Origin of the sequence: Arenibacter nanhaiticus (genome assembly GCF_900141935.1) — a bacterium.
In the GTDB taxonomy this organism is placed as follows: domain Bacteria; phylum Bacteroidota; class Bacteroidia; order Flavobacteriales; family Flavobacteriaceae; genus Arenibacter; species Arenibacter nanhaiticus.
Map to the genome: position 1 here is coordinate 71,009 of NZ_FQYX01000004.1, position 15,283 is coordinate 86,291.

Consider the following 15,283-nt stretch of genomic DNA (forward strand, 5'->3'; position numbering starts at 1 on the left):
ATTTAATTGGTTATTAAGGTATTCACCAATTTAGTAAAAATAACAATGCGTGACAAAACTTCAAGACCAAGACGTTTATTATTCGATATATATTCTTTTTACGCGTTGCGAAATCCCCGTAAGCAATTCGTAAGAAATGGTATTGGCAGAAGTTGCCAACCAATCTGCGGTATTTTCCTTGCCAAAAACAATTACCTCGTCGCCTTCCTTGCACGGAATATCCGTGATATCTATCATAACCATGTCCATGCATACATTGCCAATAATGGGGGCCAATTTTCCATGAATCAATACCTGTCCCACCTTGTTGCCGTATTGTCTTCCAAGACCGTCGGCATGTCCTAAAGGCAGTGTTGCCGTAACCGTAGTTTTTTCTGCTGTAAAAGCCCTGTTATACCCTACGGTATCCTTGGCTTCTATTGTATGAATTTGTGAAATGATTGTTTTTAAGGAAGCCACTGGTCGTAATTTTTTATCTTCGGAAGCCTCGTTGCCAAATCCGTAAATACCAATACCGCTTCTCACCATATCATATTGGGCATTGGCATAATTGATAATGCCGGAAGTATTTAGCAAGTGTCGCAGGGGCATATACCCTAATTTAGTTTCCAGGTCCTTGGATATTTCTTCAAATCTATGAATCTGTCGCAGGGTAAAAGCTTTTTCTTCTAGGTCTTCGGAAGCGGCTAAATGCGAAAATATAGACCTGAGCGCAATGGCATTGTTCTGTTTAAGATGGTCGACGATTAAATCGATGTCTTTTTTTTCGAAACCTATTCTGTTGAGGCCTGTATTGAATTTTAAATGTATCGGATACTCTGATTCTCCAAGCTTGTTGGCAGTTTCTATAAAGGCCGTAAAAATAGCTAGGGAATACAAACTTGGTTCCAATGATTTTTCAATCATGGTAGCAAAGCTTATTTGTTGTGGGTGTAATACCAAAATAGGCATCTTAATTCCCGCCTCCCTGAGGGCTACCCCTTCCGAGGTATAGGCCACGGCCAAATAATCTGCTCCCAGAGCTTCTAGTTTCTTGGCAATGGCGACAGAATCGCTACCGTAAGCAAAGGCTTTTACAACCCCTAGAAATTTGGTGTTGGATTTTATTTTTGTCTTTAAATATTGATAATTGTGTTCCAGGGCTTTTAAATCTATTTCCAGAACGGTTTCCCCGGCATTAGACATTCTTATCATTTTTAGGATGGATAATCTCTTCTGATTTCACATCTAGATTCTTAACTTTTTCTTTTAACATAGCTTTGTAATAGGCAGCGCGACTAAGGGGTTCGTATTCTTCGGTTTCTCCCAGGAGCACCAAGTTATCATTATTGGATTTTCTAAAACTATAATTGGCAAGGTTCCCTGTACGGGTGCAAACGGCATGTACTTTGGTAACGTATTCTGCGGTGGCTAACAGGGCTGGCATAGGACCAAAAGGGTTTCCTTTAAAATCCATATCGAGTCCGGCGACAACCACACGGATTCCTTTATTGGCCAAATCATTACAGACCGATACAATTTCGTCATCAAAAAATTGGGCTTCATCTATACCGACCACATCACAGCCATCGGCTAAAAGCCTAATATTGGCCGCAGCGGGAACAGGAGTAGAGCGAATTTCGTTGGCATCATGAGACACCACCATGGATTCGTGGTACCTGGTGTCTACAATAGGCTTAAAAATCTCAACTTTTTGTTTGGCAAACTGCGCTCTTTTTAAGCGGCGGATCAGTTCCTCGGTTTTACCAGAGAACATAGAACCACAAATAACTTCGATCCAGCCGAATTGTTCTTTAGGGTTAACAGTATTTTCGAGAAACATTTTGTATTTTTAGACGAAAGTAATTTACTCCCCTTTTTCTATATAAGGTGGGATAAAATTATTAAAAAAATAATCCTTGTGGTATCATTGTAGGCAAAAGTTAATGGGTAGGGATGCCAATATTTGTTAAAGTACCATTTGATGGATTGAGGGATTGCTAAAAACATTTTTTTTAAAAAAGATATGTACCGATGAAAAAGAGACTAAAAGAAGAGTTGAGAAAATTATCGACCGAGATTATTTCGTCTAGGAATTTAAATGATATTTCTGCCTTGTACGAAGCGACAAAAGAGCTTTATGAAAAATTGGCAGTTTTAAAATACATAGAAGAATCTTTAACGACAACAGAGACCAAAAAGCCTAAAAATGTCATTGCCTCAAAATTTGAAAGCATGGCAAACTCCGTGTTAAGGGCTAATTCTTCTGTGCCAGAGAGCAATCCCCATGAAGAAGATATTATTGTACCGGGAATTGATACGATACGAGATATGGTTTCAGAAATGCCCAGTGCAACAACGATCGAAGAGGTGCTTTCTCAATTTACCTCCAAACCAGAATTGATGAAAAATGATCGGGACCTCTTTATGCCCAAAGAAGTAACAACCCCGCAAATTCCTGAAATTCGACAGACCACTAAAGAACCTAAAACCCGAGACATTACCGTGGACCTTAATGATAGGCTGGCTTTTGTAAAGCATCTTTTTAACGGTAGTATGGAAGACTACAATAGGGTTTTGTCCCAATTGAGGACTATAGACACCGAAGAACGTTCTATTTCTTTTATCGAAAATATGGTAAAACCAGATTATAACCATTGGGAAGGCAAAGAAGACTACGAAATGCGATTTATGGGGATTATTGCCCGTAAATTTTCTTAGGTAAGTAAGTACTAAGTTGTAATTTTGCGCTTTATGGGCTTTTATTGATGACCTTATAAAGCGCTTTTTGTATGAAAACTTAGGTACAAGTTGCTTTTCAATAAGGACGGCCTTAATAACAACAGATGGGAAAACTTTACATTGTGCCTACACCAATAGGTAATTTAGAAGATATTACATTACGCGCTTTAAGGATATTAAAAGAAGTAGATCTTATTTTGGCCGAGGATACGCGTACCAGTGGTAAATTGTTGCATCATTATAGCATTGGGACTCCCATGCAAAGTCACCATATGCACAACGAACACAGAACCGTTGAAAACATAGTAAAGAAGCTTCAGGCCGGTGAGAATATAGCCCTGATTTCCGATGCCGGTACTCCTGCCATTTCCGATCCCGGATTTTTATTGACCCGTGCCTGTGTAGAAAGCGGAATTGAGGTCGATTGTTTACCAGGAGCCACAGCTTTTGTCCCTGCCCTAGTCAATAGCGGTCTGCCCAATGACAAATTTGTCTTCGAAGGGTTTCTACCCGTAAAAAAAGGGAGACAGACCCGATTTTTACTATTGGCCGAAGAAACCAGATCAATTATTCTGTATGAATCTCCCCATAAATTGGTAAAGACCTTGTCGCATTTTGTTACCTATTTTGGCCCCGAACGCCAAGTATCTGTCTCCAGGGAAATATCAAAAATGTACGAGGAAACCATTAGAGGTACCGCAGCCGAGGTGTTGGAGCATTTTACAAAAACGCCTCCAAAAGGAGAAATAGTTATCGTCGTAGCCGGTAAAAAATAGTGTATTCTACCCTTCGCTAATTCGTACCTACCTATATAAAGGATTATCCAAGGGGTCTTGAAATATGTATTAAACCAGGATTTAGTGCTAACATATCCCTGTTCTGGGAGGAGGGTCGTATAGGGTAGCAGCATAGTTGTTATTGGTGTTTCCCCCGCTCCCAGCCGTGTTTTCCCAAGTATTGCTCCCCGCTTTCAATGGCATCTTTTTCTAAGGAGGTGCCCATAGAATCGTTCCATCGGTTAAGATATCCAAAGAGAGAAATAACCCCTAACATTTCCACTATTTCACCCTCGTCCCAATATCGGGTCAAGCGTTGTTTTAATTCGGCATCTACTCCGTTGGGGACTTGGGAAGCCAATAGTGAAAAATCCAAGGCGGCACGCTCGGCTTCGGAAAAAGAAGGGTGGGTTCGGTATTCCCAAAGGTTTTCTAATTGTTCCTGGGAAGCACCATAACGTGCTGCAGCCCTTACGGCATGGGCCTGGCAATAACGGCAGCCAGCAGCATTACTGCTTACCCAGGCCATCATTCTCTTGAGGGCCGAGGTGACCCTGCCTTCATTGGCCATTACGGCCTTGTTTAAACGAATAAAGGCCTGGGAGATGGCCGGCCGATGCTGCATGGTCAATACAGAATTGGGGCAAAAACCCAATGTTTCATTGAAAAATGCAGCCAGTTCTTTAGTCTCGGCATCTTGTTGGGAATCTAAGGGTTTTACTAAGGGCATAGTTGGAGATTTATATTGTATTTTTGACAATTAAAGTACTAAAAATTCACCTCATGACAAATCACATCACTACGAAATGGCTGGGAAACATGGCCTTTGAAAGTAACAATCCTTCAGGAAACAACCTTATTATAGATATCGCGCCAGAGGACGGGGGCGAAGGGCAGGGGTATCGCCCAAAGGCATTGATGTTAGCAAGTTTGGCAGGCTGCTCCGGTTTGGATGTGGCGTCATTGATCAAAAAAATGAAATTGGAGGTAGCCGAATTCCGAATAGAGACCATTGCGAATCTTACCGACGAGCATCCTAAATATTACGATCAGGTAACCATAGAATACCACTTTGCCGGGCCTAATTTAGATGAAAAAAAATTGCAGCGCGCTGTTGATCTTTCCATTGAAAAATACTGTGGCGTGATGGAAATGTTTAGAAAATTCGCAGCCTTAGATATCAAAACTTACTTTAATAAATAAATTGCAAGAATTACAAATGATTAAAAAAGCACTTTTTTTGGTTGGCAGCCTACTTTTTGTTGGTCAACAGCTACAAGCACAACAAAAAGAACATATTGTTTCCCATAACGAAGCAACTATAGTTACAAATCCGGCATTAGGCGCAAATAGTTATAAGGAATGGGCTGTTTTTCCTAAGAAGGACAAGGAAATACGACAAATAATATTAAATCTCACTTTCGAGTGTCCAGACAATATGCGTTGTGCAGACTGGGATTATGTAGACCATATAAAAGTACGCCCCAAAAATGATTCTACCTCCTATGAAATAGCCAGAATGTTGACTCCCTACGGAGGAAGATTTCAAGAAGACTGGAGGTTCGATTGGAAAGTAGATATTACCGATTTTAGTCCTATCCTAAGAGATAGTTTGGTGGTCGATTATATTCATACTGGTTATGAAGACAATAAAACCAGAGGGTGGAAAGTAACGGTAGATTTCGAGATCACCTACGGAAAACCCGTGGTAGAGCCTTTGGCAGTGCATAAAATTTATGATGGGAATTATAATTATGGCGACAAAAATGATCCGATAGAGAATCATTTGGTTCCTGTTAATTTAAAACCAGATGCCGCTGCTACCTTCGGAAAGATTAAAATTCTCCAAACCGGACATGGTATGGATGCCAATGGTTGTGGCGAGTTTTGTGATAAATACCGTGAAATTCTTGTCGACGGAAAGGTAATAGATGCCAAGCAACTGTGGATGGAATGTGGGGATAACCCCTTATATCCACAGGCAGGAACCTGGATATTCGACAGGGCAAATTGGTGCCCAGGTTACCTACTGCAGCCAGATGAGGTGATGTTCGATATTAAAACTGGAACAGCCTATACGGTCAATGTAGATATGGAGCCCTATGAAACCGAAAACCCAAGTGCCAAAGAATTGTTGGTAGCCTATGTGATGGAATTCGGAAAGATCAATTCCTCCAACGATGTTACCTTGGTAGATATTATTTCCCCATCGACCGAGGAGATTTTTAGTAGAAAAAATCCCTTGGGAAGTTTAGCCGTAATCAGGATCAGGAATAACGGTAGCGAAAATCTTAAATCTTTGGTGGTGAAGTACGGTCTAGAAGGTCAAAAAACAAATACCTTTAAGTGGAAGGGTGACATTCCGTATGGCGAATCGGCTTTAATAAGCTTGCCGAAAGAAATATACAGCGATAAGGAAACGGTACCATTCCATGTAGAGTTAAAAAATCCAAACGGTAAAAAAGACGGGTATAAGGCGGACAACAAAAAGAGCTCGCAGTATACACGCCCAAATATTTTACCAGAAAACAGTATAATCTACTTTAAAACGAACAACAAACCAGGTCAGAACTCGTACAAGGTTACCAATAGCTTAGGTGATATTGTCTTTAAAAAGGACAGTTTGGAGCTACAGCCAAATACGGTTTATAGGGACACCTTACAACTGCCAGAAGGGAGTTATACCTTTACCGTTGAAGACAAGGGCGGCGATGGACTAGAATTTTGGTACAAGGCCAAGGATGGTCGTGGAGATGTAAAACTATTGGATACCTTAGGACGTGCTATAAAACATTTTAATTCCGATTTTGGAAGCCATATTAGATACGATTTTAGGGTAAAGCCAACAGCAGAATATCATTTAGATAATATCCCTTCTATTACGATGTTTCCGTCGAGAACAGAAGGACCTATCATCTTGGATTATTTTGCCAACGATGCCAAAGATGTTCAGGTGATTATAACCCAACAAGAAGACGAATCTAAAATAGTAGAAAACCATTCTTATATAGGGTTTCAGAAGGGTATCCTTACTTACGACCTGTCATACTTGCCTAAAATGCGCTATTATTTAAAGGTGATCGTTGATGGAGAAGAAATATTTAAGAATAGAATAAGGCTAAAAGAATAAACGCAATGCGTTGGACCGTAAAACCAAAATCCGAGCAGGCTCAGGTCGATGCACTGGCCAAAGCGCTTAATGTAGAGGACTTAGTGGCCGAATTGTTGCTCCAAAGAGGTATAAGGACCTTTGAGGAGGCCAAACAATTTTTTAGACCCCAGTTGTCCCAATTGCACGATCCTTTTTTAATGAAGGATATGGGTGCAGCGGTGCTTAGGATAGAACAAGCCATGGGGTGCGGAGAAAATATTTTGGTCTATGGGGATTATGATGTCGACGGTACTACGGCGGTAGCCTTAGTATCGTCGTATCTCGAAAGCTATTACCCCAATGTAGCCACGTATATTCCAGATCGTTATAAGGAAGGTTATGGGGTTTCTTTTCAGGGTATAGATTTTGCCGAAGACAACGAGTTTTCATTGATCATCGCATTGGATTGCGGTATAAAAGCCATTGATAAAGTCGCGTATGCCAAGGAAAAAGGAATAGATTTTATTATTTGTGATCACCACAGGCCAGGAAATGAAATTCCAGCCGCTGTGGCAGTCTTAGACCCCAAAAGGGAAGATTGTAGCTATCCCTATGATGAGCTATGTGGATGTGGGGTCGGATTTAAACTGATTCAGGCCTTGGGCAGCCGAAATGGGGAAACCATAGAAGACCTAATCCCATATCTAGATCTGGTGGCTACGGCTATTGGTGCCGATATTGTTCCGATTACAGGAGAGAACAGGGTGTTGGCCTTCTGGGGGTTAAAAGTGATCAATAGTCGTCCTAGAGCTGGCTTTCAGGCAATTATCAATCAATTAAAAAAGCAAACCCTAACCATCACCGATGTGGTCTTTGTAATTGCCCCAAGGATTAATGCCGCAGGACGCATGGAACACGGACAACATGCGGTGAATTTATTGAAGGTCACGGATTTGCCACAGGCCGAAAAATTTGCCGCTGAAATAGAAAATTATAACACCGATAGAAGAAGCCTAGACCAAGAAATTGCCCAAGAGGCCTTATTGCAAATCCAGGAAAATGAAGAACAAGATGGGTGTACCTCGGTTGTTTATAAAGCTACTTGGCACAAAGGGGTGATCGGAATTGTGGCTTCACGACTTATAGAAACCTATTATAGGCCCACCTTGGTATTTACTAAAAGCGGGGAGAAATTGGCCGCATCGGCACGTTCGGTAAAGGGCTTCGATGTTTACAAAGCCTTGGAAGGTTGTGCCGAGACTATTGAGCAATTTGGGGGACATAAATACGCAGCCGGACTCACCCTATTAGAGGAGAATTATGAGGCATTTAAGGCTAAGTTCGAAGAAGTGGTTTCCCAAACCATAGATCCAAAGCTATTGACACCTGAAATTTTGATCGATGCTCAAATAAGCCTAGAGGAAGTGACTCCAAAATTATTGCGTATCATTAAACAGTTCGAACCTTTTGGCCCGGGAAATCCGTCTCCGGTATTTATGGCAGAAAACCTTAAAGATAACGGGTATGCCAAGGGGGTAGGGCAAGATGAGAGCCACCTTAAAATGGCCGTTACCCAAAATGGAACTCCCCCAATAGGATGTATAGGTTTTAACTTGGGTAATAAATTAGAGATAGTGACCAATGAAGAGCCCTTTAGTGCTGTTTTCGCCCTCGATGAAAATGAATGGCAGGGAAACGTTTCTTTGCAATTGAAAATTAAAGACATAAGGCCGTAACTATCCTATAGCGAGCCTTTATGGTAACTTTACACAAATGCCCGAACAATACTGTTTGGGCGTTTGTTTTTTATGCCATTGCGACCAAAATATATGATTATCATGTAGCGTGCCTGGCCTGATGTCCTTTTAAGAGCGTAGTTGCATTTCCTAAGAGTGACCACTTATAAACTGAGAATCGGTAGAAGGATTATTCGCCCTGTTTTTTAAGCGAAAGGCGACCCTCTGTAAACACCCCATACGTATAATAGGAAATCCAATCGCCTAGGTTTGTGTAAGTCGATTTTCCATTGAGGTCAATTTCTAAAGGTAGATGGCGGTGTCCAAAAACAAAATAGTCGTAGTGCTGTTTTTCTAGTTTACGTTTGCAATATTGTACCAACCATTCTTTATCCTCGCCTAAAAACTTTATATCCTCATCTCCGGAGATCATTTTGTTTTTTACCGATAGGTATTGTCCCAATCGCACGCCCAGGTCTGGGTGAAGCCATCGAAACAACCATTGAAAAAAAGGATTGGTAAACACTTTCTTCATGCGTTTGTATCCTATGTCGTGTGGACCTAGACCATCTCCATGGCCGATAAAGAAAGAAGTCTCATTAATTTGAAATTCTTGGGGTTTATGAAAGACCGTAATATTTAATTCCTTCTCAAAATATCCGTTCATCCATAGATCGTGATTCCCTACAAAAAAGTAGATAGGAATACCCGAATCGGTTATTTCGGCTAATTTACCCAAGGTCCGTGTAAAACCTTGGGGTACTACCGTTTTATATTCGAACCAAAAGTCGAACAAATCTCCCAAGAGAAAAATGGCCGCTGCGTCTTTTTTTACTTCGTCTAACCAGGCGACAAACTTTTTTTCCCTGACCAGGCTCGCCTCCATGGTAGGGGCCCCAAGGTGCTGATCGCTGGCGAAGTATATGTTTTTTCCTTTTGGAACGGTAATTTCTATCATGCGTGGGTTGTATACGATCAAAAGCCCATAAGAAGCCTTATAGGGGATTAATTATCGGAAGCATACCATTCTGCAAACGAGGTATCGGTTTCTTGTAGTCTTAAGGAATGTAATTTGATGTTTTCGGGAAGTCTGGCCTTTATTTTATCAGCAAAACTCAGCACCATGTTTTCACTGGTAGGCTGGTAGTCGGCCAAAATTACACTGTGCCCTCTATCCGTTAGCTCTTTCGCCAACTCTACATGGGGAGTGTGTTTGTTAAACACGGTAGCATGGTCAAATACATCAACGATTTCTTCCTTGACAATCTTTTTTAGATCGCCAAAATCTATAACCATACCTAATTTAACATGAGTTGTATCGGTAATTGGAGTACCTATTACCGTCACGGAAAGTTTATAGCTATGCCCATGTACGTTTCTGCATTTGCCGTCGTAGCCGTATAATGCATGTCCAGTTTCAAAATTAAACTGCTTGGTAATACGAATGTTGCCCATAATGTTTGTTTGCCCTGCAAAGGTAGTTAATTTGTAAAACCTATGTATATATTGATTCGCGCTAAATTTTTAATTCAATTTATATCGAAGGGATTGGATGGAAGCCTTTTGTTAAATCACTAAAAATAAGGAAGTTTTTATCCTTCTTTTAAAAGTAAAGGCCCTAAGCCAATGTATAGGAGAGGGTTAGAAGAAAAAAAATATCATTTTTATGATTGGCTTTGTTTTTCAAAACCGATTTTGAACTACATTTGTCGGCTTTCTAAATGGCAACGATATAAGTGAAAGAACTTTATGAGCAATTAGATTTTAAAGAAAATCTACTTTTTGAAAAAGTGATAGCTGATATTTCGGAGACGAAATACAGTATTATCGATGATTTCTTTACAGAAGAAGAGGTGGCGGTCCTACGAAATTCTCTTCTGACAAAATACGAGGAAGAGCAGTTTAAAAAAGCAGCTATTGGCAATCGGGTCAATGCCCAAATAGAGAAAGCTATTCGTGGCGATTTCATCTTGTGGATAAATGAAGATAGCCATGATGTTTTGGAACAGCGGTTTTTTGATAAAATCAACGAACTAGCCAATTATTTAAACAAAACTTGTTTTATGGGAATTCTCTATAAAGAGTTCCATTATGCCATTTACCCGGAGGGCACCTTTTATAAAAGACATTTAGATACCTTTAAGAACGATGACAGACGAAAGCTGTCAATGGTGTTCTATCTGAATGAGAATGATTGGATTCCCGAAACCGATGGTGGAGAACTGGTATTGTACCTTTCTGAAGACGGCAAAGAAGGAACCAAGACTATAACCCCATTTCCTGGCAGGGTAGTGATATTTGAAAGTCAGGAATTGGAACACGAAGTAAAACCCGTAAAGCGCGAAAGACTGAGCATTACGGGATGGTTAAAGACAAGGTAGTCAACTACCTTTTAAATTTTTTTTTGTTCCTTATTTTATTGACAAAATAAACGACAAATAATACTACGGCTAATATTAGGAAAATAAAGTTCCCGTTTAAGATTGATGACATATCCATTTTTATAAGTGTTAGGTTTTAATGTTTACCGTTCGGGTTTTCAGTAGTGTTTTTGACAAAAAAGGCAACAAAGGCCGCCGTGACTATACCCATGGTAAGGGCGCCAAAGGCACTCTGTAGCATATAGCTCTTGAGGTTAAAGTAGGCTTCTGCTGCTTCCTGTGTCATTCTCCCGTTATTCACCACAAAATTGATAATATTGGTAAAATAATCGGGCGTTATGATGGTGCTGGTAATAAATTGGGTAATCGGACTTAATGCAGCAATAATAACACTGAGTGCAACACCGCTGATGAAGCCTTGTTTCCAGGTCATTTTACCGTTAAAGACCGTTTTCCGCTTATCGAGAAGGGCAAAAACATAGACGGCAATGGCGACAAGGGCAAAAAAGTTGGTGTAAAGGGCGTGTTTTCCTATATGGACATCGTGCCAGCCCATTGCTTTTTCAAAAGTCATCCAGACCAATACTGTGGCGGAGAATATGATGGCCCATTTTATTTCGAGGCGAAATTTATTCATAAAAGAAGGTATATAATATTATTTTTTGAATTTTTTCAAGGCCTTTTTAGTCTCTTCGGATAGAACCAACTTCCCCGTAATTTCTGCTCTGTTTATCAGTAAGGTGTCCCAGTGTTCGGTGTCTTCCCACAATACTTTTTTCCATTGCGATAGGGCTTCCGGATTATAGGTTGCCAAGGTTTCGCTTAAAATAGACACTTGTTTGTCCATATCCTTAAGGCTTGTAAACACTTTGGAAAATAATCCTTTTTCCTGTGCCCAATAAGCATTTTTCCATTCCGTAGGAGCTAAGGACAAATCAGAAAGGGCTGCGGTGCCAATTTTCCGTTTTACTGCAGGAGCAATTACCAAGGGTGCAACCCCTATGGAGAGTTCGGATAACCTGATGGCGGCAGCTTCTGCGGCAAAGACATAATCACAAGCTGCGATCAGTCCAATACCTCCGCCAACAGCCTTCCCTTGAACACGTCCTATAATAACCTTTGAACAGCTTCTCATAGCATTGATAACGTTGGCAAAACCGCTGAAAAACACTTTGCCTTCTGCTAAATTTTCTATCGCCACCAGTTCATCAAAGGAAGCGCCAGCACAGAAGGTACCTTCCCCTTCAGATTTTAAAACAATAACGGAAACCTCTGGGTTTTCCGAAAGTTGGTCAAGGGTAGCGGTAAGACGCTCTAAAAGCTCTAAAACAAAGGAGTTGCTAGCCGGATGTCCAAATTCTACCGTTGCCACCTTATCGACAATTTTGGTGTATAAACTTCCATTAGGTCTTGTAGTTTCCATAATAATCAGTGCTATAGTTAATAGATAGGTTTAGATTTTCATTCGGCCTTTTCTGCCTTTAAAAAGGTTTTGGTATTCTCAAAATTAGGTGTTTTGTAAGAGCGGACGAAATTTTCGTCTAAATTTCCAAACCAAGGCCGCTCCCCTAAGAAGCATCCATAGGGTAAAAGATGCCCAAATGCCATAGAGGTCCCATTGTAAATATTTACCGAGGAACAACAGAGGGACAAAGCCAAGAAAAGTAGCTAAGAGCAAAACATTCCTCAAATATTTCATCTCTCCCAATCCTTTAAAAAGTCCATCTAATACAAAGGCCACCATATTTATGGGAAGTCCAATAATGATGATAAAGAATATGGCGTAAAAAGCGTTTAATATATCGGGTTCCTTAGAAAACAGTAGCCCTATAGGTTGGTAAAACAAGACGCCCATTCCCATTAAAATTAGGCTGATTACAAGGCCGTATTTTATAATGTTTTTTGCCAGTAGCCATAGTCCATCGTAGTTTTTGGCCCCTAAAAGTTTTCCTCCCATAATATTACCGGCAGCGCCATATCCGTCAATAAAAAAGGAAGTGAAGAGCCAAATGTTGATGGCGATGGTATGGGCTCCTATATATTGGTCCCCCAAAGCGGTGGCCTCCCTGACCGCTAGGATAAGGGCGGTGTTTAAAGCCAAGGCACGGACAAATAAATTTAGGCTCATCCCAACTAATCTGCCTAATTCTGGATGCAAGGGTAATTTTAAGGATAGGCTGATATCGGTCTTGGTTACCAAAAGGACAAAGGCCATAATAGCCATAACCACTTGAGCAATTAAACTGGCATAAGCGGCACCTTCCAAATACATAGGGCTGAGAAGGTCTTCTATACCATATACGAATATAAAATCGAGCACAATATTCAAAACCGCCCCGGTTATCGCAATTAACATAGGGTAGTAAGTGTTTTGTAGCCCACGGAAAATGCCCATGACGGCAAATACGAAAAGGGTTAAAGGAAAGCCCCAAACGCGAATTGAATAATAAGAGACACAGAGGTCCAAAATTTTTCCCGAGGCATTTAAAAGCATAAAAATATCCTCTATAATAAAGATCGTAGAAAAAAGAACAAGCACGCTTAGTCCAATATTTAAATAAATGGCCTGTGCCGGCAGCGTTTTTACTTCCGATAATTTTCCGGCACCCAAATATTGGGAGATAATGGCAGAAATAGCACTTCTAGTTTGCCCCAAAATCCAAATGATCATCGATAAAAATGCCCCTACAATACCGGCCGCGGCTAATGACTCCACGCCATTTACGGGAATATTGCCCACAATGGCCGTGTCGGTGATAGATAATATAGGTTCGGCTATTCCGGCAATGGTAGCAGGAATGGCGAGTTTGTTAATGCTTTTAAAACTAATGATGGTTTTCAACAACTAAAAAAATTAAAGTACAAGTTCGTAACAATGAAAGGGGAATTCGCTTTTATGGGGGAAATAGATATCCTCTTTTTGCTGGTATCCCCTGGCTGTATAAAAAGATATATTGCGTTTATTTTTACTTAAGGTGTCAAGACGTATAGATAGAAAATTATGGGTTTTGGCCAAATCCTCGGCAAAATCCATCAGTAAACTTGCATATCCCTTTCCCTGATGGTCAGGATGAACCGCCAATCGATGAATGTACATATTCTTGGTATTTGGGGTGTCCCAGTGTATCGGAATATATTCTTTGTCCATAAAGTCCGAAATAACAATGCATCCTATTATGATTTCGTTTTTTTCTAGAACATAGAGTTCGTTTCTATCTAGGTCTCTTTCAAAGGCTTCTCTAGAGGGGTAATTTTTGTTCCATTGGAAAATACCCTTTTTAATCATATCTTCTGCACAGGAATTGGTTATGCCGAGGATGTCGGTAATTTCATGTTTTTTTGCCCGCCTAATCATGTATCGTTTTTTTTAAAATGGTAAATTTAAGCCAATAATCAAGAATAGTCTTGTAACCGACCCATTAAAACTGCCTTCCAAAGATTGAGGATTGCTTTAAGGAAATTCTGAAATCACCAAAGGACTGTAATTGAAAAAAACTAAAAGCCAATAAACCATTTTTATGAAATGAGCATGTCTGAAAACTGGTCGCAGCCACGAATGCAGCTATGCGAATTACATATGACCGTAAAAAAACCATTAAATAAACACTTATGAAAAATATCCTCGTTCCTATTGGCACTGCGGAAGATGCGCATGAAACACTTCAATACGCGGTGGACTTTGCCGCTGAATTCGGTAGTAAGGTGTATGTGATGGAAGTTTACAATATTAGGGCCGTCGCCGGCGATTTGGCAAATATTGATGAAATAGTTGCCGAAAGAAGCAGGGAACATCTAAAGAGGGTTATAGAGAAGGTGGCAGCTAAAGGAGTAGACATAACAATTGCTACTTATAATGGCGGAATCATAGAGGGGTTGAAGAGTATTGAAAAGGAACTGGGCCTGGACCTCATTGTTTTGGCGCCAAGAAGTAATGATAATAGGGAGGAACTCTATTTGGGAAATGTTTCTGGAAAAATTGTAAAACGCACCAATATTCCCACCCTAATAGTACCTAAAGGGACGGTTTTTAAACCTTTCACGGATATTTTGACGGCCTTTAAATCTGGCGTGTTAAAAGACAAAAGAATATTAAACCCCTTGTTGTTTATCAAAGAAAAATTTAATTCGAATATTAGCTTGTTGTTTGTGAAAACCCCTGGCTATACCAAGGAAGACCTTAAAATTAATATGGCCTTAATGAATTTAAGTGAGAACCTTACTTTAGCCGAAAACACCACTACTTATTTGGGCGTATTGCAACATTTTGAGACACAACACCCCGATTTGCTTTGTGTCTTTAGAAGAAAAAGAGGCTTCTTTAAAAAATTATGGGAGAGGAACACCATTCCCAAATCGGAATTCTTTGCTCCGGTACCAGTTCTGGTTCTCAGTGTAAAAAAAGATTAATTTTTTTTAAAATAATCAGCAAAAGTATTTTGATAGTCAAATAAAAAGTAGTTTATTTGCATCTTGAAATAAACGGGGGATTAGCTCAGCTGGCTAGAGCGCTTGCCTGGCAGGCAAGAGGTCACCGGTTCGACTCCGGTATTCTCCACCAAAAACCATCACTTTCGTGAT

General features: G+C 40.3%; 16 protein-coding genes and 1 tRNA gene. 8 read left to right on the top strand and 9 right to left on the bottom strand.

Annotated elements, in window-relative coordinates:
- Positions 1–78: 78 nt before the first annotated feature.
- Together alr and BUA16_RS03735 are read right to left on the bottom strand one after the other, a co-directional pair.
- On the bottom strand, positions 79–1,185 hold the full coding sequence (gene alr / locus BUA16_RS03730) for an alanine racemase (RefSeq protein ID WP_072763303.1): 1,107 nt from the start codon (positions 1,183–1,185) through the stop codon (positions 79–81).
- Positions 1,178–1,822 (bottom strand): thymidine kinase, encoded by a 645-nt coding sequence (locus BUA16_RS03735; RefSeq protein WP_072763304.1) that lies wholly within the window; start codon positions 1,820–1,822, stop codon positions 1,178–1,180. Before BUA16_RS03735 ends, alr begins: the two co-directional genes overlap by 8 nt.
- Positions 1,823–2,013: 191 nt before the next feature.
- Between BUA16_RS03735 and BUA16_RS03740 the strand changes: the two genes are divergently transcribed.
- Entirely contained in the window at positions 2,014–2,700 is a 687-nt protein-coding gene (locus tag BUA16_RS03740; RefSeq protein ID WP_072763305.1) for a hypothetical protein, read from the top strand.
- Between the two features lie 125 nt (positions 2,701–2,825).
- Complete coding sequence (gene rsmI / locus BUA16_RS03745) at positions 2,826–3,497, top strand: 16S rRNA (cytidine(1402)-2'-O)-methyltransferase (protein ID WP_072763306.1); 672 nt, start codon at positions 2,826–2,828, stop codon at positions 3,495–3,497.
- Positions 3,498–3,636: 139 nt separating this feature from the next.
- Here the strand turns inward: rsmI and BUA16_RS03750 are convergent, their stop codons facing one another.
- Complete coding sequence (locus BUA16_RS03750; RefSeq protein ID WP_072763307.1) at positions 3,637–4,227, bottom strand: carboxymuconolactone decarboxylase family protein; 591 nt, start codon at positions 4,225–4,227, stop codon at positions 3,637–3,639.
- A gap of 53 nt (positions 4,228–4,280) precedes the next feature.
- Here BUA16_RS03750 and BUA16_RS03755 point away from each other — a divergent pair, with 53 nt between their 5' ends.
- From BUA16_RS03755 to recJ, 3 genes are read left to right on the top strand one after another with little or no spacing between them, the layout of a single operon-like run.
- Positions 4,281–4,700: an OsmC family protein gene (locus tag BUA16_RS03755; RefSeq protein ID WP_072763308.1), complete on the top strand. Its 420-nt coding sequence runs from the start codon at positions 4,281–4,283 to the stop codon at positions 4,698–4,700.
- A 16-nt stretch (positions 4,701–4,716) separates the two neighbouring features.
- The gene (locus BUA16_RS03760) at positions 4,717–6,627 is read left to right on the top strand and encodes a peptide-N-glycosidase F-related protein (protein WP_072763309.1); all 1,911 of its coding nucleotides are present in this window, start codon (positions 4,717–4,719) and stop codon (positions 6,625–6,627) included.
- Positions 6,628–6,632: 5 nt separating this feature from the next.
- Positions 6,633–8,324, top strand: a complete 1,692-nt coding sequence (gene recJ / locus BUA16_RS03765; RefSeq protein WP_072763310.1) for a single-stranded-DNA-specific exonuclease RecJ — start codon at positions 6,633–6,635, stop codon at positions 8,322–8,324.
- A 190-nt stretch (positions 8,325–8,514) separates the two neighbouring features.
- On the opposite strand, the gene BUA16_RS03770 is transcribed toward recJ, so the two are convergent.
- On the bottom strand, positions 8,515–9,273 hold the full coding sequence (locus BUA16_RS03770; RefSeq protein ID WP_072763428.1) for a UDP-2,3-diacylglucosamine diphosphatase: 759 nt from the start codon (positions 9,271–9,273) through the stop codon (positions 8,515–8,517).
- A gap of 56 nt (positions 9,274–9,329) precedes the next feature.
- Positions 9,330–9,779: a 6-pyruvoyl trahydropterin synthase family protein gene (locus tag BUA16_RS03775; RefSeq protein ID WP_072763311.1), complete on the bottom strand. Its 450-nt coding sequence runs from the start codon at positions 9,777–9,779 to the stop codon at positions 9,330–9,332.
- Between the two features lie 281 nt (positions 9,780–10,060).
- Between BUA16_RS03775 and BUA16_RS03780 the strand changes: the two genes are divergently transcribed.
- A complete protein-coding gene (locus BUA16_RS03780) occupies positions 10,061–10,705 on the top strand; it encodes a 2OG-Fe(II) oxygenase (RefSeq protein WP_072763312.1) in 645 nt (214 codons plus the stop codon).
- A 136-nt stretch (positions 10,706–10,841) separates the two neighbouring features.
- On the opposite strand, the gene BUA16_RS03785 is transcribed toward BUA16_RS03780, so the two are convergent.
- From BUA16_RS03785 to BUA16_RS03800, 4 genes are all read right to left on the bottom strand, one after another.
- On the bottom strand, positions 10,842–11,342 hold the full coding sequence (locus tag BUA16_RS03785; protein WP_072763313.1) for a DUF4199 domain-containing protein: 501 nt from the start codon (positions 11,340–11,342) through the stop codon (positions 10,842–10,844).
- An 18-nt stretch (positions 11,343–11,360) separates the two neighbouring features.
- Positions 11,361–12,128, bottom strand: a complete 768-nt coding sequence (locus BUA16_RS03790) for an enoyl-CoA hydratase/isomerase family protein (protein ID WP_072763314.1) — start codon at positions 12,126–12,128, stop codon at positions 11,361–11,363.
- An 84-nt stretch (positions 12,129–12,212) separates the two neighbouring features.
- On the bottom strand, positions 12,213–13,547 hold the full coding sequence (locus tag BUA16_RS03795; protein WP_072763315.1) for an MATE family efflux transporter: 1,335 nt from the start codon (positions 13,545–13,547) through the stop codon (positions 12,213–12,215).
- A gap of 12 nt (positions 13,548–13,559) precedes the next feature.
- On the bottom strand, positions 13,560–14,060 hold the full coding sequence (locus tag BUA16_RS03800; RefSeq protein WP_072763316.1) for a GNAT family N-acetyltransferase: 501 nt from the start codon (positions 14,058–14,060) through the stop codon (positions 13,560–13,562).
- 254 nt (positions 14,061–14,314) lie between these two features.
- Here BUA16_RS03800 and BUA16_RS03805 point away from each other — a divergent pair, with 254 nt between their 5' ends.
- Together BUA16_RS03805 and BUA16_RS03810 are read left to right on the top strand one after the other, a co-directional pair.
- Complete coding sequence (locus BUA16_RS03805) at positions 14,315–15,112, top strand: universal stress protein (RefSeq protein WP_072763317.1); 798 nt, start codon at positions 14,315–14,317, stop codon at positions 15,110–15,112.
- A 74-nt stretch (positions 15,113–15,186) separates the two neighbouring features.
- A tRNA-Ala gene (locus BUA16_RS03810) sits at positions 15,187–15,263 on the top strand.
- Positions 15,264–15,283: the final 20 nt, after the last annotated feature.